This is a genomic window from Pseudarthrobacter sp. 1C304, from assembly GCF_052245515.1.
Classification (GTDB): Bacteria; Actinomycetota; Actinomycetes; order Actinomycetales; family Micrococcaceae; genus Arthrobacter.
Map to the genome: position 1 here is coordinate 17,059 of NZ_JBQQCH010000010.1, position 24,634 is coordinate 41,692.

A 24,634-nucleotide genomic window follows, 5' to 3' on the forward strand; every position below is an offset into this window, starting at 1 on the left:
CTGCCGCGCTGATCGCGGACTCGACCAGAGACGTCCTTTGCCCTTTAATATCAGGACAACTGGCCCGAGATCCTGTCCGTCGTGTTGAAGAGATAGAAAGGCAGACGCCCAACCACCCGCGTAGGCACTTCAGGTGTGTGCGAACTCGATCTTGCGTGGTCGACCTATACGGCGTCCTGATTGGCGAAGTCCCGTGTATCAAAGTCAGCCTTAGAGCTGAAGCTGACGATTTTCAGGCCGTCCGGATCCTTGGTCACCATTACATTTGCCGATCCGGTCCCACGGTAGACGTTCTCCCCGGAGCCGTCCTTGAGCTTGTCTGTGGCGTATTTGGAGTTAAGCACCTGCTCGCCGGTCATGCCGGTGTGGTGTCCGACGAAGGCAGCTCCGTTGGTGTCATCGACCCGATACCCGGCGTTCCACTCGATGCTGAACTCGACAGAATTCCCAAGTTCAGGGGTGTTGACAAAGCCAAACCCAGTCACGCCCAGGTGCGCTTCCTTCACCCGGGGCGATCCGTCATGGATGAGGTTCGGGATTAATCTGTTCGTCCCAAAATTACCTAGGATGATCTTATTCTCTCCCGGGTTTTGCCCAGCTATATCGATGACCTTCTCGGAGAAGTACTTCTTGGCGTTGGCGGCATACCAATTCTGGAATTCTGCGTCCCCGCCCTCAAGAGCGGTGGAATCCAAAAACTCCTTAGACATGTAGTCGATGGCGAGCTTCTGCGCAGCACTGGCTTCGTCGACAGTCCACCCCGACGACGCATCGTGGAAAGTGGGGTTGTAGCTGTAGGCCGGGTCATTCGCGGGGAGGCTGCTCTTTTCGTAAGGGCCAGCCGCCGTATCGATCTTTTCCCCGGTTCCGACGACACCGGACTCGGCTTTTTCGGTGGTACTCGTTTCGCCTGAGGCAGTTGCTGAAGGGCTGGGCGCTACCTGGCATCCTGAGGCAGTAAGTGCCAGTATGGCCAGTAGTCCGGCCAGTGCAATCGTTCTACCGCGTCGTGCGTCGTTCAAGTGGTCCCCCAAATTAAGTATTGTCAGAAGGGGACGTCCTAGCGGATACCCCAACTCAGCAGGTTGCACGTGAACGCGAGATCAAGGTCGACGTGCATCTGCAATGTTAATGGGTACGTAGCAAATACAGTTCATAAGCGCCCTCGTGAGAAATCATACGAAATACTGTCCGCTCCGATGTGAGGCTGCGCCCTCTTGGTATTGCTGGGTCAGTACGATCACATCATGAGAACTGAGATGGCTGAGGCCAGGGGGAAGGTAACAGTCCGTCCGTGGCGGACTGGCCTGGTAATAGACACAAAATCTCGAGTCGAAGTCCGTGAAGCAATTGTGAACCTCAGCTCAGTATGGGGCGGACGGTCCATGCCGATCTTTGATAAAAACACTGGCATTGAGTCGCTGGAAAAGCAGGGCGAGATGTTCGATGTCGACTCAATGTATGCCGAGAATGCAGAAGGTCCGCTCAGTGATTTTTTGAGGAAGCCTGGGTGGGTTTGGCGAGGTGGTGGGCCATGGGGACCGTTCGGCGAGGAGGGGGATGAAAAGTTCCGGAAAGGACTTCTTCCGCTTCGGGAAATCCTTGACCCCGCAGAGCTCGTTCAATCCGTTTGGTCTCCGGAAGACCCTGCAGATCTAGTGCTAGCCGCGTTGTGGGGACTCCCGGACAAAATTGGTGCACAGTGCACTCGGCTGCCGCTTTCGGGAGTCCTGGCGCGGAAGGACCTAGGCGCAATCGAATGCGCGCTGCTAGCCAAATCAATGGTGCACACCGACGTCGGCACCCGGACGCACCATCGGGGGATTGGGGACGGCATATTCATCATGGAGCCTGACCTCCCGGGCGACGTTGTGGCGTTCTGGAACGCACGGGCATTTGGGTGCAACGTAATTGGAATCCCATCGGAAGGGGACCCAGATCTAGTCGATTATCTGCTCTCCCAACCACTTCCTCGCCACAGAGTGACGACCGGCGGGGAAGATCGGGAAGTTATGTACATCACTGGGGCTGACAGGGCATCCGCGGAAGTGATGAAGGCGATTGAAGCCGCTGCGCACGCCGATGGACTCATGGTCCAACCAGGGCATCCAGAGGTAATGTCTTCCTTCGTTTTTAAAGGACTGGATACAGATTTAAGTAAGACCATTCGGGTGGATTTTCGACCGGAGGCGCACGGCGTCGATGTTGACCTGCCACAAGTGCCACTATTCGGCAGTACTCGGCGCTCGTTCATGCGGGGAATCGTGGCCGTAGAAGTGGAGCTCCGAGAGATACGCGGCCAAGACCCCCGTTTCACGGCACAGATCCCACCGTACCGCCGGCACGCTGCGCTGCTCCAGGACCGGTATGGCGTTCACGGCGCTGACCACGTTCGGTCTAGATACAACGGCGTGGTTTTTGGCCTGGATGCCACGTCGGAGCACCTAAGAGTTCCCTTCTTATACTGCCAGGACGTCCTCGGCCTGTTGTTCGACAGCAAAGCGGCAAAAATCAGCCAGTCGGACGTCGGCAAGTTTCAGACGCGCGCCGCCGAAAGATTTGGCGGCCCCTATAGCGGAACCTTTAATCAGACTGGCGTACGAGCGGCCGTGACATTGGCCGCAGGAAAGGCGGCCGGCATAGCCCTTCCCCATCTCCGTAATTCCGTAGAAAACAACAGAGGGAACTGGCCACACCCCCTCATGGACAGCGACATGAGCCCGCAAGAGTACGCCACCCGTGCAGTGAACCACTTGTTTCACAGCGGGCTTTTCGTCCCCACTTTGAGAGTCCATTGCAGTCACTGTCGCGTTGACAGCTATGTATCTGTGGAAGGACTGGGTCCTTCCATGCTGTGCGAATTCTGCGGGCAGACATACAACTTAGCGCTCTCCCATAGTCTGGCCCTCCCTGAGTGGCGCTACCGACTAGCTGCGCACCTTCGCGCCGACCAGATCGAAGCGCTTCTGCCGGCACTTGCTACAACTTCGGTACTGCAGCAACTGCGCCATAACGAAGGCTCGCCGCCTCTGGTACTCGGATTTGAGATCACATTAGAAGGACGAAAGGTTGAAGCAGACATCGCCACCTACCTTGCGGAGCGAGAGTGGCTAGCAGTCCTAGGAGAGGTCAAGACCGCCAACAGAATCGACGCCAAAGACATCGCGAACCTCGAGTTCCTCCGTACAAAACTGACCGAAAATAACGTCAGGTCGCTCCTAGTCTTCGCAACACTGAAAGCCGAGCTCTCTCCGGAAGAGCGTCAAGACCTGCGCGCACTAGTTGAAAGATCAACCATGATTATGACTTCTAGCGGTCAAAACAGTCCCAGCCTCCCATTGGTTCTTACGGGACCCGACCTTTCGCATACCTGGTGGGACGAGGACCATCCTTGGCGGTGGGAGAGACGGAGTCAGAACGGTATCTTTGACACCGCTTTGATCTCATGCGAACGGAATTTGGGACTCACCAGCTACACGTACAACGAGGAACCCGATGGAGCTGGTTTTCACTTCGTGTGGACTGACTAGCCATGTAGGTCAGAAACGATCGATTTTCGGCAGAAGCTACGGGAGGTAGCTGAGCTGTGAGTTGTTCAGGGGTGCCACTGCGATACAGATCAGCAGGGCCGCGGATAACCAAAGCATCCAGCCGCGGTCGAACCAGGCCCCCGAAGCCGATCTGATCCCTTTGAAGACCAGGATGGGCAGGGCGACAAGCTGAGCGAGGGTGATAGTCATTTCGAATTGCCGCCACCCTGACGAAGAGACGCAGGACGCCGACCGGTATTCGCCATCGCAAGCAATCCCGGACCAGCCGTCGATTCCGGCGATCGATAGAAGCGTGCCGGCGTAGGCCCCCCAACCAAGGACCAGGATCACTGCCACGGCCGCCCAGGCGAGGACATTCCTCCTGCGGCTGCCCGGTGTCCAACTGGAAATTCGCTCACTCGTAGTTTCCCCCATGGATCCACCCTAGATGCATCGAAAGCGGATGCCGTGTCGGTCTCGCTCCGCCGATGCGTCCGAACAGGCGCCCAGTCAAAAAGGATTGTTTTTGGCGGCCCCGTTAGGATCCGGCCGACGAATGCGAGTTGAAAGGCAGACGGCGCGTACCAGCATTAGGCTTGGCGGCATGGCCGGGGACTCAGACATGATGTGCACCGAGACGGTGGGCTGGCGGGGGCGTTTACGGCGTCGAAGTCGGCCTGCCGCATGAGGCCCTCGCCCGTGGACTTACTTATCTTGGGAGTCATCCTGCTGTGGGTGGTGAACCTGGGACTGCGCCTTGCCCGCCGACGGCTCTATTGGGCTACTTTTTGGGCTTTGGCTGCGGGGCTGCCGGCACTCGCGCTTTATTGGTTGCGTCTATGTGCTCCCCAGCCCAAGTGGGGCCAACCGCCGACGTGATTACCATGGCAAGCCCACTCGCTTGCACTGGTGGGCTGACTTCGCAGACGTGCTGTGGCATAGCCGTCACTAACTTCAGGGTCCGAGCGCGCCCGCAAAACTACTGCTGCACAAGAACGGATATCTGCTCAGTCCTGCAGTTCCTCGTAGACCAGTTCGCTCAACATTTTGAGCAAGGCATGCATCTTTGTCTTGTCCCCTAAAGCTTGAAGGCTCAGGTTGTAGTGGCTGTCCATGGAATTGGTAACTGCGTCGCTGACCGCCTTTTCGAGATGCGGGCTGCTTCCAAAGTGGCTCCGGGAGTTGTTCTTGGCCTGTTTCTGCAGCGTCTCGTTTTTCACTAACTCCCGACGGACGCCTTCCACGAAGTGGGCCACAGCGTCTAGTTCCTCTCCTTCGAAGGGCAGGTTTGCCTGCTGGATAACCTCTTCCCAAGTGACCAGCACGGGATCTTTGACCTGGCCAGTTCCGGGGTCAGTAAGGGGTTTTAGTAGCTCACCTTCACCGGAGAGCTGCAGTTGTGCCTCACCTTTGTCCTTGAGGGCGTATTTGGCGAGCACAACGCCGGAGAGATCCAGTGCCACCTTGGCGTCGTTCACCCGCAGCACGGGCAGGAGGTGCTTGTAGTAGATTGCGCGCTTCTCTAGGTCGGTGTCGGCGTAGTCGTAGATCTGGGAGAGGAAGTCGTAGGCGCGGACGAACGAGCCTAGGTCCTTGCGGAACAGGTCCAGTTCGTCCTGGGCGGCCTTGTTGGCGTTGGCTACGGCTTCGTTATAGCGGGTGTTGAAGCGGGATTTGGCTGGTGCTACCCAGCTGGACAAGGCGTTGTTTCCGGCTTCCAGCACGTAGGACTTCACCAGACCATCCACTTCGGATTCGAGGTAGATTTGGGCGGCGTCGAGCTTGGTCTGGAGGTCGTGCACCACGTTGGGATTGGACACATCCTCCAGCGCGGCCTCGCGGAAGTAGGGCTGGAATGAGGCAAGGATCTCGGCGGGTTCGTTGACGAAGTCCAGCACGAAGGTCTGGTCCTTGCCGACCGCTGTCCGGTTCAGCCGGGAGAGTGTCTGAACTGCGGAGACGCCTGAGAGTTTCTTGTCCACGTACATGGCAACGAGCAGTGGCTGGTCGAACCCGGTCTGGAACTTGTTGGCCACGAGCATGATCTTGTATTCGTCCGTGGAGAAAGCTTCCGGTAGCGTCCGGCCCTTCAAACCCGGGTTCATATTCAGTTCGGTGAATGCCTCAGGACCCGAGTCAGCATCGGTCACTTCACCCGAGAAGGCGACCATTGTGCCCAAGTTGGTGTAGCCGGCCTCGCTGATGTACTTGTCGATCGCGAGCTTGTACCTGACTGCTTCCTTGCGGGAGCCGGTGACGACCATGGCTTTGGCTTTGCCGCCGAGGCGCCAGGCAACGTTTTCGCGGAAGTGTTCCACTATCACCTGGACCTTCTGGCTGATGTTGTACGGGTGTAGCTTCACCCACTTCATCAAGGACTTCAGGGCCTCAGACTTTTCGACCTGATTATCGTCCGAGTCGTAATCCCGGCCTTCATGCGTGAGTCGATAGGCCACCTTGTAGCTGGTGTAGTTCTGCAGCACGTCCAAGATGAAACGCTCCTCGATGGCCTGCTGCATGGAGTACAGATGGAAGGTTTGCGGCAGCCCATCCGGGCCCTTGCGGCCGAAAAGTTCCAAGGTTTTGGCCTTCGGTGTGGCGGTAAAGGCGAAGTAGCTTATGTTCTTAGCGTCAGCCCGTTCGGCCATTTCCGCGGCCAGGAAGGACTCCATGTCGAACTCGCCGCCGTCGTTGACCTCCGCCAGTTCCTCTGCGGAAAGCACCTTCTTGAGTTTGTTGGCTGTGGATCCGGTCTGCGAGGAGTGCGCCTCATCCGCGATAATCGCGAAATTGCGGCCTTTCAGCGCCTGGGACTCGGCGATGGCCTTCAGAGCAAACGGGAATGTTTGGATGGTGACGATGATGATCGGAGTGCGTGCAACCAGCGCTGCGGTGAGTTCGCTCGACTTAGAGCCAGCGTTGCCGCGGATGGGGACCACGACGCCGGACTTGTGCTCGATTTGGTAGATCGCGTCCTGCAACTGAGCATCCAGGACGGTGCGATCTGTCACGACGATGACAGAGTCGAATATTTTCTGGTCCTGGGCGTTGTGCAGGGCGCTGAGCTGGTGTGCAGTCCATGCGATGGAGTTGGTCTTGCCGGACCCGGCGGAGTGCTGGACAAGGTATCGGTTGCCCGGTCCCTCGGCGCGGGACGTCTCAATCAGCTGGTTGACCACGTCCCACTGGTGATAGCGCGGGAACAGCAGGGACTTGCGGAGCTCGCGTTCACCGGTGACAGGGTTGGTCTTGTCGCTGATCTGCAGGTGCAGGAACTTGCCAATGATGTTCAGCCAGGAGTCACGCTGCAGGACCTGTTCCCAGAGGTAGCTGGTGGCCGATCCCTTGGGGTTGACGGGATTGCCCGCGTGCCCGTCGTTACCGAGGTTGAACGGCAGGAAGTAGGTGTCCTTGCCCTTGAGCTCGGTGGTCATCTGGATTTCGTCGTTGCTGACGGCGAAGTGCACCAGGGCGCGGCGGCCGAAGGACAGCAGCGGCTCGTCCTTGTTCTTGCCGTTGCGGGGCAGTCGGTCTTTCCGGTACTGCTCGACGGCGTCATTGATGTTCTGTGTAAAGTCCGTCTTGAGCTCGATGGTTGCGACCGGCAGGCCATTGACGAACAAGACCAGGTCGATGCTCTTCATGGTGTCCACAGTGGAGTAGTGCACTTGCCGGATCACCCGGAGGCGCACCTTGCCGTAGCGCTCTAGGGTCTGCGGGTTCAGGCCCATGGCCGGCTTGAACTGGCACATCTCGAACTTCGCCGCGACATCCTTGAACCCGGTGCGCAGCACGGAGAGCATGCCGGCTTCCTTCGCCGCCGGCTTGTCCAGGACCTTGCACAGCCGGTCCAGAAGCAGCAGCTTCGCCACCCCCTGCTCGGCGGGGGAGTCCGTAGGCTTCAAGACCTTGGCCAGCTGCTCCGACTGCGTGTCCTGCAGCCACCCAAAGACATCCTCCGGGACCAGAGCCCGCGTGGCGTCATACAGCTCGCCCGCCTTCCGGTGCGGCTCGTAGATCCACCCCTCCGCCGCAAGGGCCTGGCAGATCTCGTCCTCAAACGTCACTTCGTTGTGCTGCGCCATTCTGTTCCCCCTAGAAACTGTCGAAAAAGTCCTGGTCCAGCTTTTTCACGACCACCGTGCGGTCGACCTGGACGCCGACGCCGTACTCGAACATGAGCGACGCCAGCCGCTGCCCGTCGATGAGAATCAGCGTGTAGTGCGCCGTGTCGCGTGCGACGGCGCGCGCCCCGGTGGTGAATGTCGAGGTGGTGATGAAGATGCCCTTGGTGGCGCGGAATTGGCCCAGGGCGCCGCTGAAGGCTTGGACCTCCGGCGCGCCGACATTATTGCCCTCGGAATAGCGTTTGGCTTGGAGGTACACCCGGTCGAACCCGAGGGCGTCCTGCCAGACAATCCCATCGATGCCCTTGTCCCCTGATCGCTGCGTAGGCTTCAGGTTGTCTTCGCGGTCTGTTCCGTAGCCAAGCGCCCGCACGACGAACGGGATGAGGCGCTCGAAGGCGTCCGGGGAGAGTTCGAGCAGATTGCGGTAAATCTCATCGATGACAACCCGGTTGAGCTGATCTGCCGAGTGCTCGAGGGCCTCGGACGGATCGGCGTCGACTGCCGCTTCGGAGACTGCGGTAACCGGTTCTCCGCCCGGGAGGATCGACTTCTTGGGTGCCTTCGACGCGTTCTGGTAAGTGCGATAAGGCTCGTATTCCAGCAGGGTTTGGTATGTGATTTCCGCAGTGGAGGAGACCCGGCGGAGGCCCTCGTCACTGATCTTGTACTGCCCGCGTACCTCGCGGACCAGCAGGCCAGCCTTCATGGAATCGAAGACCGCCCAGTTGATCCGGTTGGACCAGCGGGCCTCGCCGGAAGACATCACCTCCGCCATGTCCTGATCGGTGAGGCGGGTGCGCTCAGCCACGGCCGACCTGATGTCAGCGTTCCGGCGGATCTGGCCGTCCGACATGACCCGCAGTACAGGGTCTACGAAGCCGTGCCACTGAGGCAAAGTCATGGCTATGCCGCTCCTTCTCGAACGTCAATCTTGCCTGTCACGGCAGCGGAGATGAGGGCGGAACGGCGCTCCCGCAACAGGTCGATGGACCGGACGGCCTTCTTGGTGGTTTCATCAAGGACATCGATCATTTTGCCGAGCCACCGGAGGATCGATTTCTGTTCAGCTATGGGTGGGCGAACGAGTCGTAGGCCAGCGATAAGGCCAGCGTTCAGATTGTCCATAGTGGCCCCTATCGAATGTAGTGAGAGGCGGTCGCGCGTGTGCTGCCCACCGAATACCAGCGAAAAGTATTCAGGCAGATAGGCGCTTGGCTGCAGACGTATGAGCAGCGAGCCCGTCCCGCAGAGGAACCCTTCGTCTTGCCCTGTTACTACTGCATTTCTGCCGAGCTCGCCTCTTCGGGCAACCACAACGTCACCTTTCCGCAGAGCATGACGTCGAAGTTCCTGTGTTTTGTCCTCGGAAACTGCCACTTCAAGGTTGGGAGCAATACAACCTTCAATGAGGTGCGACGGGTTGATGAGAGGCGTTCCCCCGGACACGTAGTCATCGGCGTGTATCTGGCTCCCAAAGGGCCCGGTCTGGATCAATTCAGCAGCCGAACCCACCGGGGACACCTGCCAATGTGAGGGCACGTCGCCGAGCCAGGGGATACCGGAGGGCTTGGTGGGGGCGGTCGAGTCGAGGCCCTTGGTGACAGCGTGGGTGATGATGGCCTGGCGCTTCTCGGCGAGCAGCTCGATGAGCCGCTCCTGCTTAACGATCAGTTCGTCGATCTGGGCGGTTTCACGATCGAGGAAATCAGCGATCCCGCTCTGCATTTTGAGAGGCGGAAACGGCGCAAGCTCGTTGAAGTAGCTGGCTTGGTCAAGGTTCTGGATTCCGGAGGTCTGCTTGATTGAACGCTGCGTCAAGCGGACCGAATATGTCGTCGCATGCACGTAAGTCCAAAACCGGGAGTCCATCCCAGGACTCAACTGCATCTTCGCTATGAAGTTGGAGCATACTGCGACATCGTCGTGGTCAAAGCGAACCACGAAGCCGACCGGGTTATTTTCCCCGCCTCCGGATTTCTCCAACAGTAGATCTCCGCGGTTGAGCTTGCGCGGAATGAGTTCGTCTGAAGTGATCGACCGCATTGTTCGCTCTGAAGTTTTCACCGAATGCAACTTGCGATCGAAGTCGGCCACCCGCACACACCAGATAGGGAAATCACCGTCCTGTGGATCTTGGCCCCAAATTCCGTTTCGCGCAGTCTGCACCGACATCTTGATGCGCAGTACCTCCCATTCCGCTGGAATTCTGCCAAGCCATTCGGCCCCAGACTCTTTGTATTCCGGATATGGCTGAAGCTGGCTCACTTCTCGACCTCGGCCAGCAGGGTCGTGATCTCACCGATGAGCTTGTTGAGGTCGACGTCGATTTCCTCCAGAGGCCTGGGCGCGACGTACTTGTAGAAGTGCCGGGTGAAGGGGATCTCGTAGCCGACCCTGATCTTGGTGTCGTCGATCCAGGCGTCGGGGACGTGGGGAAGAACCTCGCGCTCGAAAAACGCCGTGATGTTTTCACCGAGCGGGACGTTCTCCGTGTCGCGCAAGTCCGTGTCTGCTTCGGGTGTGCCCTTGGGGCCCTTGCAGACGTCGGCCGTTTCGTCGCGTTCGGAAAGCCCGGCGAGAACAGCTTTCAGCACCGGCGCGCCGGGCTTCAGACCGGCGCCGGCCAGAGTCGGCTTGAGGACCTTGAGGAAAGCATCGCGGTTCTTCCAGAGTTTCGTTTCGTCTTCGCCGAGCCGGGTGAGCGTCTTCTCGAGCAGCTGCCGGTCGTCGTCGGAGAGTTTCTCGACTGGTTTCTGTGCCAGAACGCCGTCAATGCGCTCTGGCGTGAAGGCGAAGTTGAGCTTGAGCGGTCGTTCGACCGTGATAGTGGAGTAGCCGAAGTCCTGGTTGTTGAAGATCTTGGAGGTTTCGCCGTCGTCCTCGAACACGCCATACAGCTGGACGATTTTGGTGATGTCTTTTAGGCCGAGTTCTTTGCGCTTGGATCCGAGGCTCTTGCGCATCTTCTGGTAGAAGTCGACACCGTTGATGAGCTGAATCTTTCCAACGCGCTCAGGATGTTTCTGCTTCTTGCTGTTCGAGAGGATCCAGATGTAGGTGGCGATGCCGGTGTTGTAGAACATGTCCGTGGGCAGCGCGATGATGGCCTCGACGAGGTCGTTTTCGATCAGATACTTGCGGATCTCGGATTCGCCGGAGCCGGCGCTGCCGGTGAACAGCGGTGAGCCGTTCAGGACGATGCCGATGCGGGAGCCGCCGTCATGCGCGGGACGCATCTTACGGACCAGGTGCAGCAGGAATAGTAGTGAGCCGTCGCTGACGCGGGGGAGGCCTGGGCCAAAGCGGCCGTCGAAGCCGTACTGCTCGTGCTCTTTCTGGATCTGCGGTTGGATCTTCTTCCATTCCACGCCGAAGGGCGGGTTGGAGAGCATGAAGTCGAACTGTTGGCCGATGTTCTGGTCGTTGGCGAGGGTGTCGCCGACGGAGATCTTGGAGATGTCCTGGCCCTTGATCAGCAGGTCTGATTTGCAGATCGCGTAGGACTCGTCGTTGATTTCCTGGCCGTATGCAACCAGGGAAGCGCTGGCGTTGAGTGCGTGCAGGTGTTCCTGGGCGACGGTGAGCATGCCGCCGGTTCCGGCGGTGGGATCGTAGATGGACCGGACGATGCCCTCTTTGGTGAGGACGTCGTCGTCGTAGTTCAGCAGAAGCTGGACCATGAGTTGGATGACTTCGCGCGGGGTGAAGTGCTCGCCTGCGGTTTCGTTGGAGGCCTCAGCAAAGCGGCGGATGAGTTCTTCGAACATGAGGCCCATCTCGATGTTACTGATGGTCTCGGGGTGGAGGTCGATCGCGGCGAAGTCTTTGGTGACGTGGTAGAGCAGGTCTGAGCTGTCCAGCTTCTCGAGGGTCTTGTAAAACTCGAAGCGCTCGAAGATGTCCCGGGTGTTCTCCGAGAACCCCTGGACGTAGTTGAGGATGTTCGCCTTGATGTTCGTGGGGTCGTCCAGGAGCTTGGCGAAGTCGAACTTGGAGGTGTTGAAGAAGCTGTGGCCCGACGCCTTCTGCAGGAAGGTGTCCAGAGGGATGTTCAGGTCCTTTTTGGCCTCCTGTTCTTCCAAAACGGCGTCCTTGGTTTTTTCGAGGACGCAGTCGAGGCGGCGCAGGATGGTGAACGGCAGGATCACGGAGCCGTACTGTGCCGGCTTGTAGGTGCCTCGCAAAATATTCGCGATGCTCCATACCAGATTGGCGTTGTTATTGCTGGCCACTTGCCCTACTTCCTTGCCGCAGGGCAAGAGGGCGAGGTTGGTTCGCGAGTTGCCGCTGGCAGGGCCCCCATTGCCGTGCAGCGTTCATCGATCACGCACGTACTTGCCTTGAATTGTATGGGGAGAGCGGAAGATTGCTCCGCTCGGGGCACTCACATCGGTGAAGTGGCGACGGCCAGTCCCTTGTCACCCGAATTTATCCCTTCGTCGCGGGGGCCCAATGAGCGGCTATACCGAAACGTGAGTGCATCAAAAACGACCCTTTGTGCGCTAGTCGTCTGGGGGCCTATGAGCCGGGGCCGAGGCGTCCTCTTCGGCGTTCATGCGCAGCGGCAGAACTCGACTGCGGAACGTTCGAGGAGATTCCTGATCAAAATCACGGGAGAGATGAATTCTGAGGCGTCCGATGAGGAAACGACGATGAACCGCGAGTGAAATAGTGTAGAGCTCAGAGACTGGCGTTGGCGTGGGGGAGCAACACCGCTAAATCCGAGCAAAGGAACCCCATTGGCCCGCAAAGTTCATGTTCAACTGATCGATGACATCTCAGGCGAAGACGCCCAGGAGTCGGTCCGTTTTGCCCTCGATGGCGTCGAATACGAAATCGACCTGGCCGAAGAGAACGCCGTCGGGCTGCGCAAGGCGATGGAGACCTACATTGCCCACGGCCGGCGTATTCGCAGCTCCTCTGCGGCCCAGGGCGGCAGGGTCACGACGTCCAACCGGGAACAGACGCAGCGGATCCGGGAATGGGCAGAGGCGAACGGGTACAACCCCAGCGCCCGTGGGCGCATCAGCCAGGACATCATGAAAGCGTACGACGAGGCCCACTAGCTATCCTCGGCGGAACCGCGGCCCCGGGGCCGCGGCGAACCGCCGGCGGTAGGGGAGTGGCAAATGTGACCCTCTAGGGTGCCAGAGCTTGGGAACGTCGATAGAACGTCGCGCGGGACATTCCAAGGTCGCGGGCAACCTGCGCAGCAGGAGCGCCCCCTTCGACCAGGCGCACCGCGCTGCGGACCTGACTGTCCGTGATCCTCCGGGGCCGGCCTCCCAGGTCCAGTCCGGCCTGCCGCCGCTTGCTGATGGAGTCGGTGACGCGTTCGCGTTTGATTTCGTGTTCCATCTGGGCGAGAGCGGCCATGACGGTAAACAGCATCGACCCCATCGGTGTCGAGGTATCAACGTCGCCCCCGCCCAAGTTCAGGACCCGGAGACCGGCGCCGCGGGCGCGGAGAGCATCGGCGAAGGCGAGCATGTTCTGGGTAGATCGCCCGAGCCTGTCCAGAGTGGTGATGACCAAAGTGTCGCCCTCGACCAGCGCGTCCAGTGCTCGGTCGAACTGCGGACGCGAGGACCGGGCCCCGGATACTCCGTGGTCGATGTAGAGGTCATCCCGTCGGACGCCGGCGGCCAGAAGGTCTGCCTGCTGCCGGTCGGTGGACTGCTGCCGAGTTGAAACGCGCGCGTAGCCGATGAGTTTCGCCATGCCTGCTCTCAAGGTGTCTTATAACTAACTGTGAATACACCGATTCAACCAGATGGTTTCGAGACGTAGTTATGAGAATCGCGGGCGCCGCGAAGTTTCCCGAGAATTGGCGGAATTTTGGCCGCCGTCGGCGCGGATTTCGTGGGCCCCGCGAGACGTCTCGTATCTCATGGGTTTCGAGACAAAGGCTAGTAGTGAAGCGACCTCGATTGACCGAAGGAGTGCCGACCGCATCGAATCATCGAGATAGAACGTAGTGCTGTGTCAATCTCGTGCCTCTCGACTAGTGTTGCAACGTTGTTCTGGCGCGATTTCTGATTCAGGGTGCTAACACCTGAGTGCCAAGCGGTGGCGGGGCATTGTTCATTTAAGGATTATCAGGGGGTCAGTGTTGCGTTTAACCAAGGCGTTCATCAACGGTTTCGGAAGAATCGCTGCGGGATCGATTGATCTGACTCCGCGGCTCGTCGCCGTTGTAGGACCAAATGAGGCAGGAAAGTCGACGCTACTCGATGCGCTGTGCTACCTAACTGACACTTCATCTACACTTCCGTCTGCCCGTCGGTCCCGGACAGCTAGGCCAAGCGATGACACAACCGTAGTCAGGGGAATCTATGTGCTTGAAGAGGATGAAACACAGTCCTTTGCCGACATGGATCTTGAGGAACTTCCGCGAACGCTTGAACTTTCCCGGAAGGCTGGAGACACCACTCGCTACATGCTGGTTCAACCTCTCCCTCAGCGCTCAAGGAGCAAGGTCGCTGCACTAGCCGCAGAGTTCCAGCGGTCCTTCACGAATAGCTCCTTATTCGATCTAAGCCCAAGTGATGACGGCGAAACCGATGAGGATTGGGCGGAACAAAAGGCGCGTGAACTTCACGTCATCAACAACTTGAGCGCGAAGTTGAAAGAAGCGGAGGGAGCCGACCGACTGCGCGAAGCACTTCCTGACCTTCGTGATCTTCTGGAGTCCGCTGAAGCCATTGAGAGTGCAGCGGACGTGCGTCAAGCCGTCAGCGATCTGCTCAGCTGGGTAGAGGCCGGCTCGCCGGGTACGGAGGTTCGGCAGCGGCTCGGAAACATGCTCCCCGAGGCGCTGCTCTTCTCTGACGGCGATAGAACGTTACCCTCGACATTCACTCTTAGTGAAGACGCACTGGAAGGCATGCCCGCGTCGATTCAGAACCTCGCGGACATGGCCGGACTTTCCCTGCCCGAACTGTTAGCTGAGATTGAGGATGGCAATCGGGCGGCGCACGGATCACGCATTCGGCGAGCAAATGCTGTGCTCAAGAGGAAGTTCAACGAATCTTGGCGCCAGGCGAATCTTTCAGTTGCTTTCAACCTCGAAGATTCAACGATTTATATCGAGATTCTCCAAGATGAAGACATTGTCACACCGATCAACGAGCGAAGCGCCGGACTTCGGATGTACGTGGCTCTCGTAGCATTTCTCGAACGGCGCACACATGAAGTCAAACCGGTTCTCCTCATCGATGAAGCGGAGACTCACCTTCACCTGGATGCGCAGGCGGACCTCGTTGCCTCGTTCTCCCGCCAGCAAGAGGTCGCGAAAATCATCTACACGACCCACTCGCCCGCGTGCTTGCCTGCTGATCTCGGCACTAACGTTCGCGCGGTGCTTCCAAGAGTTGAGAATTCACAAGAGAGTTCTCTCGAAAATAGCTTTTGGCGCAATGCAAGTGGTTTCACTCCACTGATGATCGCGATGGGAGCGGGAGCATCCGCGTTCGCCACAGCTAGATTTGTGGTGCTCGCCGAAGGTGCGACGGAGATGCTCGTTCTGCCATCCCTAATTCGAGCTGCAACTGGCCTAACTGAGCTGCAGTATCAGATAGCTCCGGGCCTGTCCGAATCCTCTCCCGAGGACTACAGAGACCTGAACCTGGAGGGAGCGCGAGTGGCCTTCCTCGTAGACAGTGATGCTGGCGGAAAAAAGCTGGAGAAGAACCTTCTCGCTGCAGGAGTCTCCCAGGACAACATAGTTAGGCTCGGGGCGCTCATGCTTGAGCACCTTCTTGACCGCGATGTTTATCGAGAGACGTACGCCCAGCTGCTCCGAGAGTGGAACCCGACCGCTGTTATCGCGGGTCTGCCTCCGTTGGACGAGCGCAGTGGCGTTCCTCGACCGAAGCAGTTGGAGGCCTGGGCGAAGAACATTCCAGGCTTGCGAATCCCCGGCAAGCGCGATGTAGCAAGCTACATCGCTGAACACGGTAAGGCTATCCCTTGCGAGGACGGGATGGCTCTACTCCAAACCCTCCATATTGAACTGGTTCGTGCCCTCGGTATTAGTACCTAACTCAGATCGAGGCAAGGATGAGTGGTAATCCCTGCTCGGTGTCTCGCAACCTTAGCGCCTCGAATCCCTAGAGTTGCGAGACGCTTGCGCTGTAAGCGACGACTAGGCCTGATTCCTCTCGAACTCTCGGAGTATGCGCTTCGTCTGGCTGCCTGCCAGCTTGACTATCTGGCGCTCGTTCTTCCGCTGGTTCTTCTCGGCGTCCTTTTTCTGTTGCATCATCTTTGATTGGGCGGCTTCTACCTCAACCAGAACGGCACGGGCCGTCGCGAGGGAATCCTCGTTCACTTCTCTTGCCCATACAGTGTGAAGATCACGGGCAGGCGGCAACGTGGCCCTCCTTGCCTCAAGCGCGGATATCACTTTTCGGAGGTCCTCCTGCTGGCGACTGTTTTTCTTCAGCTGGCGGTGGATCTGCTTAACGAGATTCCCGTGCTCTCTGAGCAGGCGAGATACCCGCCAGTACCCTTTGTACGTTTCAGGATGTGTTCCATAGATACCGATGATGAGAAACTTGATAGCTGGCCCGGACAAGACGACGGCCAGCCCCGCAGCGCAGCCGTTAAGAGCCACCAACTCCGCCCAGCGAGCCTGAGGAGTTCCTGCCAGGTTGCTGAGAGCGGCAAGCTCACTGAACAACAAAACTAGGATGGTGGCTGCGTGGGCCAATGACGTGGCCAACCGCCTGAAAGGCCCCATTTCGTCCAGCCGAAGGTACCGAACCTCGACCACGAAGGCCAACGCAATGACCGGAATAACCGTGGCCATGATTTCCCAGAACTTGCTTGCGTCGCCCATCCATTCCCCCGAGTACGTGACTTGATGCCCCCAGTGGGGCTTCCACCTTGTCGCCACCAACTTTAAACGTGGTCAGCAACCAGAGTTGCTAGTCCACAGGGGTGGGGGTGGACACCTTGCCACCCTGTTCCGCCCCCGGTGGTCATAGCGCCTCCGGTCGCTAACGGGCCGCAAAGTTTTCGGCGATACGTAATTAAGCGGGCACGACCTTGTTCGATTTGGTCCTGTTGCATCGCCAACATAGGGCTTGCAGGTTCTCCGGCGTTGACAACCCGCCCTTCGAGACAGGAACTATGTGATCCACCTCGAGAAGAAGATGGGGCTCCGCAGCAAGCGAAACTGAGCAGTATCGGCAGGTGTGGAGGTCTCTCGTCTTGATGAACTCGCGGAGCTTCGCAGTCATAAGGGCTCGCTGTCCGGCCGCACTTTGGCTAAACCGGATCTTCTGGGAAAGCATCTCGACGAGTGAGTCAATGGTCCTGGTATTCAGGGTGATGTTCGTTCTCTGCGAGCTGTTCCCGCCAGCGCTTACGTATTCGAAGGCATATTCAGGATAGGGAACACTGATTGGCGAGAGCTCGACTCCGGCGTGCTCCATGAACTCGTCAGCGTAGTGCTCCAGGATGAAGGCAGGAGGATTGAACGACGCAGTAATACTCGACTCGCGTCGGCGCAAATTGTCGACCGCGTCTTCGAGTCGGGCGACTTCCTCTCCCAGACGTTCCACGTCAGAGAGACTTGCCTCGTCCGCCTTGATGTTGAAGTACTTCATCAGATACTTGATGGGATCGGAGCTAGCATTGCGGACAACTTGAAGCGAGCAGTTATGCACATTCCGTGCCTGGTAGTTGGCTACATTTCGGTCGCGGCGGTAGTTATGACTGCTCGTATTATCGAACGAGGCCAAGTGCGCGTGAGCGCCCGTGGCCGCTGTGCCAAGCTTAAACATCCCGCGGCCACGAATCTCAGAGGTGTACTCAGCTATCTCGTTGTGTTCATCGACGACCGAGGTGATCGCAGCCTTCTTCGCCAAAAAGTCTTCGCTCGCAAAGTAGCGATTCTTACGATAGTCCCGGATCAGCCGAGGCAGCTTCGCTGCCAATAGAGCAATCAGCACAATTGGCAGGACGATATACCAATAGGAAGCCAGGAGAGCTAGCACGACGATCACGATTCCAACTGCTACAGCTACATAAGGCAACAGTGTTTCTCCCTCGAAATTATTCAAATGCAAGGATAGCGCTCGACACACTCTTGTACAGACTTTGGTCGCAGAATTCCGACCCCTCGCTTGGTGCGAAGGACGATCCTCAAACGGGGTAACAGGGGGCTGCTCTGGACCGGGACTGCAGGGCCATCATCAGACCTGCAAGCGCCTGCAAGAATGTCTACTCGTCCGTCCCTCGGAACAGCGTCCTCCCGCGGGATGATGGCGCTCGGGGGAGTAAGGCAGCACCGCGGCGCGTGCCATCCTTGGGGTATGGCGCGAACTTGGTTGTCGGTGACGGTGGAGTTGCTCGGTGGTCGTGGTGAGGAGTTGTGGCCGTGGCCCGGGCGTATCTTCGCTGTGGGACCGTCGCATACCTTCGCGGATCTTGCCGGTGCCATCAATGATGCCTTCGCTCGGTGGGACCGCTCGCACTTGTCAGTGTTCACTCTGGCCGACGGCCGGGTGATCACTGACGAGGACACGGGCGCCGAATGGGCCTCGTCGATCCGTGGGCCGATATTCGCACCAATCGATATTACGGCCGCTAAGGTTGCCCGGACGGTGGGGCTGGGGGCTGAGTTTCAGTTCACGTTCGATCTCGGTGACGCCTGGATGCACCGGTGTGTGGTCGGGGAGGTGAAGGTCGACCCGCTGGAGGTATTGGGCATCTGTCCTGATGTCCCATTGCCGTATTGGGGCTGGGGCGGCATCCCGGATCAGTACGGGCGCCGGTGGGCTTCCGACGACGGGGAGGGCCATGCCCCAGGGAAACCGGTGGAACGGCACCCGATGCTGCTGCATTCATGGCCCGCAGAGGTGCGGTTGCCCGGGCTCGACCTGTCCGAGCTGCGTGGGGCCATCGCGGCAGCAGACGCTGCTCGCTTCCTCGAGGCGGTGACGGGACACGTCATTGACGATGCCCTGCAACAGGTGGGGGCCGGCATGCCGATGGCGCTGAAGCAGCGACGCCGGGAGGCTGAGCCGGTGGCGCTGTCGGTCATCAACCGGCTGACCTCGCGCGACAGCCCTGGTGACCGGCTGCTCGCCGAGGACCTGCTGGCCGGCCTGCGCCGCGAGCCGCTGTCAGGCAGCGTGGTGCCGGTAGACCTGGAGATGCTCAGCACGGTGCTGGAAGGGGATCCCGGACTGTCGACCGGTGGCTATCTCGACCTGCGCACCGGGCAGGTGTACGACGAGAGCGCCACTGACCCGATGATCGTCGGGGAGGACGCCGCCATCGACGTCGAAGAGGACCCGGCCCGATGGCTTCGACTCAACTGCACCGGTTCGCAGGATGGCTGGCGCGATATGGCGGACTTCGCCGAGCGGCAACACGATGAGGCCCTCCGAGGCCGGCTGGGGAGGGCGATCGAAGGCAAGGGTGCTTTCGCCCGGTTCCGCGACCTCGTCCACGGCGAGAACCTCAGCGACCAGTGGTACGCCTTCTCCACCGACCGCCAACTAGGCCGCGCCCGCGAGTTCCTCGCCGACAATGGCATCCGAGTGGGCTGAGGAGCCGGGCCTGGTCGGCACCTGGCACAAGACCGCCCGCACCGAACCGGACCGAAGATTGCACCTGTGACGGTGATAGCGGCGGGGGAGTGCCCCATCAGGGTCCTGTTGGTTCCAAGGAAGGGGCACATCACCGAACGCGACTGGCCGGGCGCCATTGATGTTCGGGGTTGGGTTATTGCTTGTCGGCCCAGCGTTCGTGGGCGGACTGCCGGCTGATTCCGACGGCGCGGCCGATATCACTCCAGGACGCTCCGGCGGCTTTGGCCGCTGCGACGGTTTTGTCGAGGCGTTGCCCGGCCTGGGTGTATTCGCGCGCAGCGGCTTTCACGCCGGCCACTGCTTCCAGGGGTGCGAGGTGGGTTTTCCATTCGTCGTGGATGGCGTCTTCGACTTGGGTGGAAGCGTCTGCGAATTCGGTGGGGGCGAGGTATTCCCGGCGGCGGCTGAAGTCCGCGGCAGTCGGAGAGGACACCCGTTCCCACAGTTCGCCGCGCCAGCCGCATGTACAGGCTCCGCGCCAGCCGCTGATCTCTTTGTCCGGCACTATTTCGTAGTCGGGCAGCGTTGTGTCCGCTTTGTAACGGCCGGTGAGGCCCTCCACGAGCATTCCTTCGCTGGTGGAGGAGGCCGCGGTCCGGCCGTCCGGAGCGACGGGGGCGGCCCACCCCTCGTGTTCGTTGTCGTTCGAAACCCATCCCATGGTGCACGCCTTCCCGTCAGGTAATCCTGACGGACAGTATGTCAGGGACCCCTGATAAGAGCCATATGTTTGGGCGTTCCGGCAGCGCAAAACTTCGGATGTGGTCGAGTGCCCTGATGGATAACAGCTACGTCAATGGCGGTGGCGTGTGGTTCGCCATCACTCTGATCAAGCCGGAAGACCGAACAGAAGAATTGAACCGGCTGGCACGGTTCTTCGCCGCAATGTACGGGCACCTTCAGTGTCGTGAAGCTTCGTACCTGGTGGACATGTTTTTGATTCGGATGCCGGCTAGTGCGGCTACGCTGATCGCCGTACAAACAAAGAAGACCAGAACCAGTATTGGCCTAAGCATGGGCGGAAGATACCCACCGTCCCACGAGAAGATCATTGAGATGGCGAGCCCTGTCATTGACATGCCGAGGGCCCACCGTAGGCGCCGGGATAGCCGGGACGTCTGAGGGTCCGTGAGCTGGGTTGGCATAGGCGTCATTTCCCAGTGGGCGCGGTGCGTTTGCGGAAGGTGCCGGCGATGGAGAGTTTGCTGGAGTATTGGATGGATCCGTAGCGGAAGAGGTGGACGGCGAGTCGGAGGATGAGGAGTCCGACGATGAAGAGTTCGGCGATGATGATGCCGGATTCGAGCGGGGACAGGGTGCCGAAGGCGTTGCGGAGCAGCGCGGTGACGGGTGCGGACAGCGGGAAGTACGTGAAGATCTGCACGATGGGGGCGCGGGGGTCGGAGATGATCAGGCTGATCGCGTAGAAGGGTACAAAGATCAGGGCCATGAGGGGTCCGAAGATGGTGCCGGCGTCTTTGGCGGTGGGCATGATCGCGCCGATCGCGACGAGGACGCCGGTGAAGACGGTGAACCCGCCCAGGAGCAGCAGCGCCCCGACGATCATGGTGGCGGGTTCGAAGGTAATGGTCGAGAGGTCCAGATCGGGGATGGCAAGTTTGTCGCGGAAGAAGATGTAGGCGACGGCGATGGGGGTGAGGAAGACCAGGATCTGGACGAGGCCGACCATGAACAGGGCGATGACTTTGCCGGTGATCAGGGTGGTCGGGTTCAGGGTGGTGAGGATCATTTCGGTGACCCTGTTTTCTTTCTCTTCCAGGGTGGAGTTGAGCATCTGGTTCGAGAGCAGGATGAGGGAGATGTAGAAGATGAGCAGGAACATCAGGGGCGGGATGGCGGCGCCGAACCCGCTGGTGGCCTGGCCGTCTTTGAAGGTTTGGGATTCGGTTTTCACGTCGCCGCTGGCTGCCGCGGTCAGTTGCGGGTTGCCGACGGCGCCTTGGGCTGAGGCGGTGAGGAGCTGTTTGGCGACGGCGTCGTATTTGCCGTTTTCGAAGATGCCTTGGTCTGTTCCATAGACCTTGACCGGCTGGGTGGCGGGTTCGGCGGGGTAGGCGAAGTGCGCGTCCGTTACCCCGGTTTTGACGTCCTGGATGGCCTGGTCCGGGTCGGTGGCAAGTTTGCCGCCCATGGCGGTGGCGATGTCCGGGGTGATGAGTCCGGAGTCGTCGGTGTAGGTGAAGGACACTGTGGCGGTTTTTTGGGCGTCGGCGCTGGCTGCGGTGGAGGAGTTGCTGAGGTAGATGAGGGCGAACACGATCGCCATGACTACCGGGATGGACAGGGTCGCGATCCAGAAGCCGCGCTTTTTCATGGTGCGGCCGAATTCGAAGTCCACGACGGTGCGGAGGTTGTGCCGGGCGAAGGGGCGCTTGGGCGGGACCGGCGGGGTGGCCGGTGCCGGGGCGGGGGACCCGGTGGGGAGCTGGGTGGTTGTTTGCTGTGTCATCGGGTTCCTAGACCTCTGCCATTTCGTGGTTCTCGCCGTAGACCTTGATGAAGACTTCTTCCAGGGATGTCCTGGCGGTGGTGAACGCCTTCACGGCGACGCCGTGGTCGAGGAGTTCGCGCAGGACGGCGGTTTCGTTCCCGCCGGGGCGGGGGGAGAGCTCGGCGTCGGTCCCGGTGTAGCTGATGATGTCGTAGAGGTTCGAGGGGGGCAGGGCGCCGTCGTAGGTGAGCCGGTAGCGGGTGCCGCCGAATTGTTCCTGGACTTCGGCGACGGTGCCGTAGGCGCGGGAGGTGCCGTCTTTGAGGAGGATGACCCGGTCGCAGAGGCGTTCGACTTCTTCCATCTGGTGGGTGACCATGATGACGGTCGCGCCGGCGGTTTTTTGTTCCTCGATGATGTCCATGAGCAGGCGGCGGTTGACCGGGTCGAAGCCCTTGGTCGGTTCGTCGAGGATCAGCAGTTCGGGGTCGTTCATGATGGTCACGCCGAGCTGGATCTTTTGCTGTTGCCCGCCGGAGAGCTTATCGAGCCGCATGGCCGCTTTATCGGCCAAGTCGACGCGTTCCAGGTACTTCTGCGACCAGGTCCTGGCGTGGTGTTTGTCCAGGCCTTTGAGCCGGCCGAAGTAGACCATGACGTCCAGGACGGACTCTTTTTTGTATAGGCCGCGCTCTTCGGGGAGGTACCCGAGCCGGGCGCCGTCCTGGGGTGCGAAGGGTTTGCCGCCGATGTGGAGGGTCCCGGCGGTCGGCTGGTAGATCCCCAGCAGCGCCCGGAGGGTGGTGGTCTTTCCGGAGCCGTTGCTGCCGAGGAACCCGAAGGTTTCGCCGGCCCGGACATCGAAGGAGAGGTCCTTGATGACCGTCGTATCCCCGAAATCCATTCGGAAGTCTTTGATGTGTACAAGCGGCTCCGCGGCCGCGCCCCCCAGCGTCATGACCACCAGCCTAACTGCAGGTGGGTTCCGCCGTTCTCAAGGACATGCTGGGCGAAGGGCAGCCCGGGCTGACGGGGGAGTCAGGGGTGGTTTTCCGGGTTGCCCGGTTCCAGCGGTTGGGTTGTCTTGAGCTCCCGAACGTGGAGGCGAAGAAAGATGATGACGAGTACCAGCACGTAGATCACCATTCCGGCGATTGCGGCCATCACTACGAAGTACAGAATGCCCAGAATTCCAAACATGATTCGCCTGATCTCGTGTGCCGTCGGTCCCGGCGCAAGGCTCAGAGACTAGCACCGTGCCAGAGGCGCTCCTCTGTCATATTTGTCCCGGCGAGGCGGTGGTTGTTGTTCGGGTTAGCCTTCGCAGTCGACGCAGTAGTTGTGTCCGTCTTTCGTTCGCGCGATTTGGGAGTTATGGCGGACGAGGAAGCAGGAGTAGCAGGTGAACTCGTCGTCCGCCTGGGGGATGACCTGGATGATGAGTTCTTCGTTGGAGAGGTCGGCGCCGGGGAGTTCGACGCCGTCGACGGTGTCTGCTTCGTCGCGTTCGAGGACGACGCTGCGGGCGTCGGGGGAGTTGGCCTCTTTGAGGGCTTCGATGGAGGCGTTGCGGGATTCGGCGACGTCGGGTTTCACTTCGTCGTAGTCGGCTGCCATGGTGCTGGGTTCTCTTTTCCTTTGGTGGGGTGCTCGGGTCTGGACCCTACCCGACATTGGGCTCACGGTCTCCGGGACGTGCCGACGCACACGGGGCAGGGGCGGAACCCGAGAAGGCGCGATGCCTGGGTAGAGGGGGACCGGTTTTGCGGTCCCCGGCCGGGTCTTATTCTGTGCCACGGCGGTGGGAGGCTGTGCACGATCGCCGGTCCCGGTGGCGACGTGCCTGCCCGTGGTGACCTGGCGGCGGTGTGCAGCCGGTCAGATGGGTCCCGTCGTCCACGTGAGTGCGGGAAAAGCCCGAAGGAAATTGCTTTTGCCGTGCCCAGGTGGGCGAGGGGAAACCTACTCAGCCGCGGACGCCCCATTGGTGGAAGACCGGGAACCCTCGGTTGCAGATGGAGTGGTTGCCGGTTTGCGGCGGCGGGCCGCGGCGCCGGACTCGAACCCGAGTTTCTTGAGCTCTTCGGGGCTCCATCCGTCCTTGGTGGCGCGGACGTAGGCGCGCTTGTCCTCGCGTTCGGCCTCGGCCAGTTGCTCGCGCAGATCGGTGATCCGCTGCCGGGTCCTGACCAGGGCGGTGACGGACTCGATGCGGGTGTCGAGGAGGGCGCGGGCCTGGTTTCGTGTCTGTTCAATATCGATCGCTGGCATGCATCCACCCTAGCCATGCGGCACCACGGTTTTCGTGCATCGACGCGCAGCGTCGGGCCGGGCATTTCACAAGCACCCGACAAACCCGGCGAGAATCGATCCACGAAATTGGACGGAGCAAGCTGGTAACTTAGCCGGGCTAAGTTCGTGTCGCTCCACGGATCGCCATCCGGTTCGCGGCAGACTGAAGTCTGATCCCGGAGTTCCCGGGTCGCTGCGCTGGCAAGGAACGAAGGGCGGGAAATATGAGTGAAGGCAATGGCTTCGCCGGTTGGAAGTCCCGCCGCCGCCGGGCGAATGTTGACGGCGGCCGTATGCACCGCCACGAGGTCAAGGTCAGCCCCGAAGAGGAAGCCCAACTCCTCGCCCTGGCGGAGAAGCACCGGGTGACTATTCCGCGGCTTTTGATCGAAGCGGCGCTCAGCGAGGGGACAGAGAATCCGTCGGAGCGGCGGGATCAGTTCATGCAGCTTTCCACCCTGCAGCGTCTTGTCGGGACCGTGGCGAACAACATCAACCAGATTGCACGGCATGCGAATGCGACGGGGGAAGTGCCGGCAGAAGCTGCTGCCTCGATAGCCCACGCACGGGCTGTCATCATCCGGATTGACCGGCAGCTCGCCGACATGGCCGGGCGGTAATCTC

Annotated in this window: 21 protein-coding genes; 6 read left to right on the forward strand and 15 right to left on the reverse strand. The window is 59.9% G+C overall.

From position 1 onward, the window contains the following. Positions 1–164 precede the first annotated feature (164 nt). Entirely contained in the window at positions 165–1,022 is an 858-nt protein-coding gene (locus ACTWQD_RS16210; protein WP_443197156.1) for a hypothetical protein, read from the reverse strand. Positions 1,023–1,247: 225 nt separating this feature from the next. Here ACTWQD_RS16210 and ACTWQD_RS16215 point away from each other — a divergent pair, with 225 nt between their 5' ends. After that, a complete protein-coding gene (locus ACTWQD_RS16215; RefSeq protein WP_443197157.1) occupies positions 1,248–3,530 on the forward strand; it encodes a hypothetical protein in 2,283 nt (760 codons plus the stop codon). Between the two features lie 36 nt (positions 3,531–3,566). Here the strand turns inward: ACTWQD_RS16215 and ACTWQD_RS16220 are convergent, their stop codons facing one another. The 5 genes from ACTWQD_RS16220 to ACTWQD_RS16240 all read right to left on the reverse strand — a co-directional run bounded on the left by ACTWQD_RS16220 (position 3,567) and on the right by ACTWQD_RS16240 (position 11,892). Beyond that, entirely contained in the window at positions 3,567–3,740 is a 174-nt protein-coding gene (locus tag ACTWQD_RS16220; protein WP_443197158.1) for a hypothetical protein, read from the reverse strand. Positions 3,741–4,537: 797 nt separating this feature from the next. Beyond that, on the reverse strand, positions 4,538–7,615 hold the full coding sequence (locus ACTWQD_RS16225; protein ID WP_443197159.1) for a type I restriction endonuclease subunit R: 3,078 nt from the start codon (positions 7,613–7,615) through the stop codon (positions 4,538–4,540). 10 nt (positions 7,616–7,625) lie between these two features. After that, entirely contained in the window at positions 7,626–8,561 is a 936-nt protein-coding gene (locus ACTWQD_RS16230) for a restriction endonuclease (protein WP_443197160.1), read from the reverse strand. 2 nt (positions 8,562–8,563) lie between these two features. Next, a complete protein-coding gene (locus ACTWQD_RS16235; protein WP_443197161.1) occupies positions 8,564–9,925 on the reverse strand; it encodes a hypothetical protein in 1,362 nt (453 codons plus the stop codon). After that, positions 9,922–11,892, reverse strand: a complete 1,971-nt coding sequence (locus ACTWQD_RS16240; RefSeq protein ID WP_443197162.1) for a type I restriction-modification system subunit M — start codon at positions 11,890–11,892, stop codon at positions 9,922–9,924. Before ACTWQD_RS16240 ends, ACTWQD_RS16235 begins: the two co-directional genes overlap by 4 nt. Before the next feature lie 507 nt (positions 11,893–12,399). On the opposite strand from ACTWQD_RS16240, the gene ACTWQD_RS16245 reads away from it, so the two are divergent. Then, positions 12,400–12,726: a histone-like nucleoid-structuring protein Lsr2 gene (locus tag ACTWQD_RS16245; protein ID WP_443197163.1), complete on the forward strand. Its 327-nt coding sequence runs from the start codon at positions 12,400–12,402 to the stop codon at positions 12,724–12,726. 73 nt (positions 12,727–12,799) lie between these two features. Here ACTWQD_RS16245 and ACTWQD_RS16250 read toward each other — a convergent pair whose 3' ends face one another. Continuing rightward, positions 12,800–13,381 carry a recombinase family protein gene (locus tag ACTWQD_RS16250; RefSeq protein WP_443197164.1) on the reverse strand — a complete coding sequence of 194 codons (582 nt, stop codon included), beginning with the start codon at positions 13,379–13,381 and terminating at the stop codon, positions 12,800–12,802. A gap of 388 nt (positions 13,382–13,769) precedes the next feature. Here ACTWQD_RS16250 and ACTWQD_RS16255 point away from each other — a divergent pair, with 388 nt between their 5' ends. Next, positions 13,770–15,704, forward strand: a complete 1,935-nt coding sequence (locus tag ACTWQD_RS16255) for an AAA family ATPase (RefSeq protein WP_443197165.1) — start codon at positions 13,770–13,772, stop codon at positions 15,702–15,704. 102 nt (positions 15,705–15,806) lie between these two features. Here the strand turns inward: ACTWQD_RS16255 and ACTWQD_RS16260 are convergent, their stop codons facing one another. Next, complete coding sequence (locus ACTWQD_RS16260) at positions 15,807–16,502, reverse strand: hypothetical protein (RefSeq protein WP_443197166.1); 696 nt, start codon at positions 16,500–16,502, stop codon at positions 15,807–15,809. A 193-nt stretch (positions 16,503–16,695) separates the two neighbouring features. Continuing rightward, positions 16,696–17,730 (reverse strand): HNH endonuclease, encoded by a 1,035-nt coding sequence (locus ACTWQD_RS16265; RefSeq protein WP_443197167.1) that lies wholly within the window; start codon positions 17,728–17,730, stop codon positions 16,696–16,698. 252 nt (positions 17,731–17,982) lie between these two features. Between ACTWQD_RS16265 and ACTWQD_RS16270 the strand changes: the two genes are divergently transcribed. Continuing rightward, the gene (locus ACTWQD_RS16270) at positions 17,983–19,224 is read left to right on the forward strand and encodes a hypothetical protein (protein ID WP_443197168.1); all 1,242 of its coding nucleotides are present in this window, start codon (positions 17,983–17,985) and stop codon (positions 19,222–19,224) included. 175 nt (positions 19,225–19,399) lie between these two features. Here the strand turns inward: ACTWQD_RS16270 and ACTWQD_RS16275 are convergent, their stop codons facing one another. Then, complete coding sequence (locus ACTWQD_RS16275) at positions 19,400–19,927, reverse strand: hypothetical protein (protein ID WP_443197169.1); 528 nt, start codon at positions 19,925–19,927, stop codon at positions 19,400–19,402. A 116-nt stretch (positions 19,928–20,043) separates the two neighbouring features. Here ACTWQD_RS16275 and ACTWQD_RS16280 point away from each other — a divergent pair, with 116 nt between their 5' ends. Beyond that, complete coding sequence (locus ACTWQD_RS16280; protein ID WP_443197170.1) at positions 20,044–20,388, forward strand: hypothetical protein; 345 nt, start codon at positions 20,044–20,046, stop codon at positions 20,386–20,388. A gap of 28 nt (positions 20,389–20,416) precedes the next feature. Here ACTWQD_RS16280 and ACTWQD_RS16285 read toward each other — a convergent pair whose 3' ends face one another. The 5 genes from ACTWQD_RS16285 to ACTWQD_RS16305 form a co-directional block, all read right to left on the reverse strand. Continuing rightward, positions 20,417–21,736: an ABC transporter permease gene (locus ACTWQD_RS16285; protein WP_443197171.1), complete on the reverse strand. Its 1,320-nt coding sequence runs from the start codon at positions 21,734–21,736 to the stop codon at positions 20,417–20,419. 7 nt (positions 21,737–21,743) lie between these two features. Continuing rightward, positions 21,744–22,622, reverse strand: a complete 879-nt coding sequence (locus tag ACTWQD_RS16290) for an ABC transporter ATP-binding protein (RefSeq protein WP_443197172.1) — start codon at positions 22,620–22,622, stop codon at positions 21,744–21,746. Positions 22,623–22,756: 134 nt separating this feature from the next. Beyond that, positions 22,757–22,918 (reverse strand): hypothetical protein, encoded by a 162-nt coding sequence (locus tag ACTWQD_RS16295; RefSeq protein ID WP_443197173.1) that lies wholly within the window; start codon positions 22,916–22,918, stop codon positions 22,757–22,759. Between the two features lie 114 nt (positions 22,919–23,032). Continuing rightward, positions 23,033–23,335, reverse strand: coding sequence for a DUF4193 domain-containing protein (locus tag ACTWQD_RS16300; RefSeq protein ID WP_443197174.1), 303 nt, complete (start codon positions 23,333–23,335; stop codon positions 23,033–23,035). A gap of 345 nt (positions 23,336–23,680) precedes the next feature. Next, entirely contained in the window at positions 23,681–23,989 is a 309-nt protein-coding gene (locus ACTWQD_RS16305) for a hypothetical protein (RefSeq protein WP_443197175.1), read from the reverse strand. A gap of 245 nt (positions 23,990–24,234) precedes the next feature. Between ACTWQD_RS16305 and mobC the strand changes: the two genes are divergently transcribed. Further along, complete coding sequence (gene mobC, locus ACTWQD_RS16310; RefSeq protein WP_409017547.1) at positions 24,235–24,630, forward strand: plasmid mobilization relaxosome protein MobC; 396 nt, start codon at positions 24,235–24,237, stop codon at positions 24,628–24,630. Positions 24,631–24,634 lie beyond the last annotated feature (4 nt).

Excerpts from the sequence above, each read along its gene's own strand:
- ACTWQD_RS16215 (WP_443197157.1), top strand. The coding sequence starts at position 1,248 with ATGAGAACTGAGATGGCTGAGGCCAGGGGGAAGGTAACAGTCCGTCCG.
- ACTWQD_RS16220 (WP_443197158.1), bottom strand. The coding sequence starts at position 3,740 with ATGACTATCACCCTCGCTCAGCTTGTCGCCCTGCCCATCCTGGTCTTC.
- ACTWQD_RS16225 (WP_443197159.1), bottom strand. The coding sequence starts at position 7,615 with ATGGCGCAGCACAACGAAGTGACGTTTGAGGACGAGATCTGCCAGGCC.
- ACTWQD_RS16230 (WP_443197160.1), bottom strand. The coding sequence starts at position 8,561 with ATGACTTTGCCTCAGTGGCACGGCTTCGTAGACCCTGTACTGCGGGTC.
- ACTWQD_RS16250 (WP_443197164.1), bottom strand. The coding sequence starts at position 13,381 with ATGGCGAAACTCATCGGCTACGCGCGCGTTTCAACTCGGCAGCAGTCC.
- ACTWQD_RS16260 (WP_443197166.1), bottom strand. The coding sequence starts at position 16,502 with ATGGGCGACGCAAGCAAGTTCTGGGAAATCATGGCCACGGTTATTCCG.
- ACTWQD_RS16270 (WP_443197168.1), top strand. The coding sequence starts at position 17,983 with ATGGCGCGAACTTGGTTGTCGGTGACGGTGGAGTTGCTCGGTGGTCGT.
- ACTWQD_RS16275 (WP_443197169.1), bottom strand. The coding sequence starts at position 19,927 with ATGGGATGGGTTTCGAACGACAACGAACACGAGGGGTGGGCCGCCCCC.
- ACTWQD_RS16280 (WP_443197170.1), top strand. The coding sequence starts at position 20,044 with ATGGATAACAGCTACGTCAATGGCGGTGGCGTGTGGTTCGCCATCACT.
- ACTWQD_RS16285 (WP_443197171.1), bottom strand. The coding sequence starts at position 21,736 with ATGACACAGCAAACAACCACCCAGCTCCCCACCGGGTCCCCCGCCCCG.
- ACTWQD_RS16290 (WP_443197172.1), bottom strand. The coding sequence starts at position 22,622 with ATGGATTTCGGGGATACGACGGTCATCAAGGACCTCTCCTTCGATGTC.
- ACTWQD_RS16295 (WP_443197173.1), bottom strand. The coding sequence starts at position 22,918 with ATGTTTGGAATTCTGGGCATTCTGTACTTCGTAGTGATGGCCGCAATC.
- ACTWQD_RS16300 (WP_443197174.1), bottom strand. The coding sequence starts at position 23,335 with ATGGCAGCCGACTACGACGAAGTGAAACCCGACGTCGCCGAATCCCGC.
- ACTWQD_RS16305 (WP_443197175.1), bottom strand. The coding sequence starts at position 23,989 with ATGCCAGCGATCGATATTGAACAGACACGAAACCAGGCCCGCGCCCTC.
- mobC (WP_409017547.1), top strand. The coding sequence starts at position 24,235 with ATGAGTGAAGGCAATGGCTTCGCCGGTTGGAAGTCCCGCCGCCGCCGG.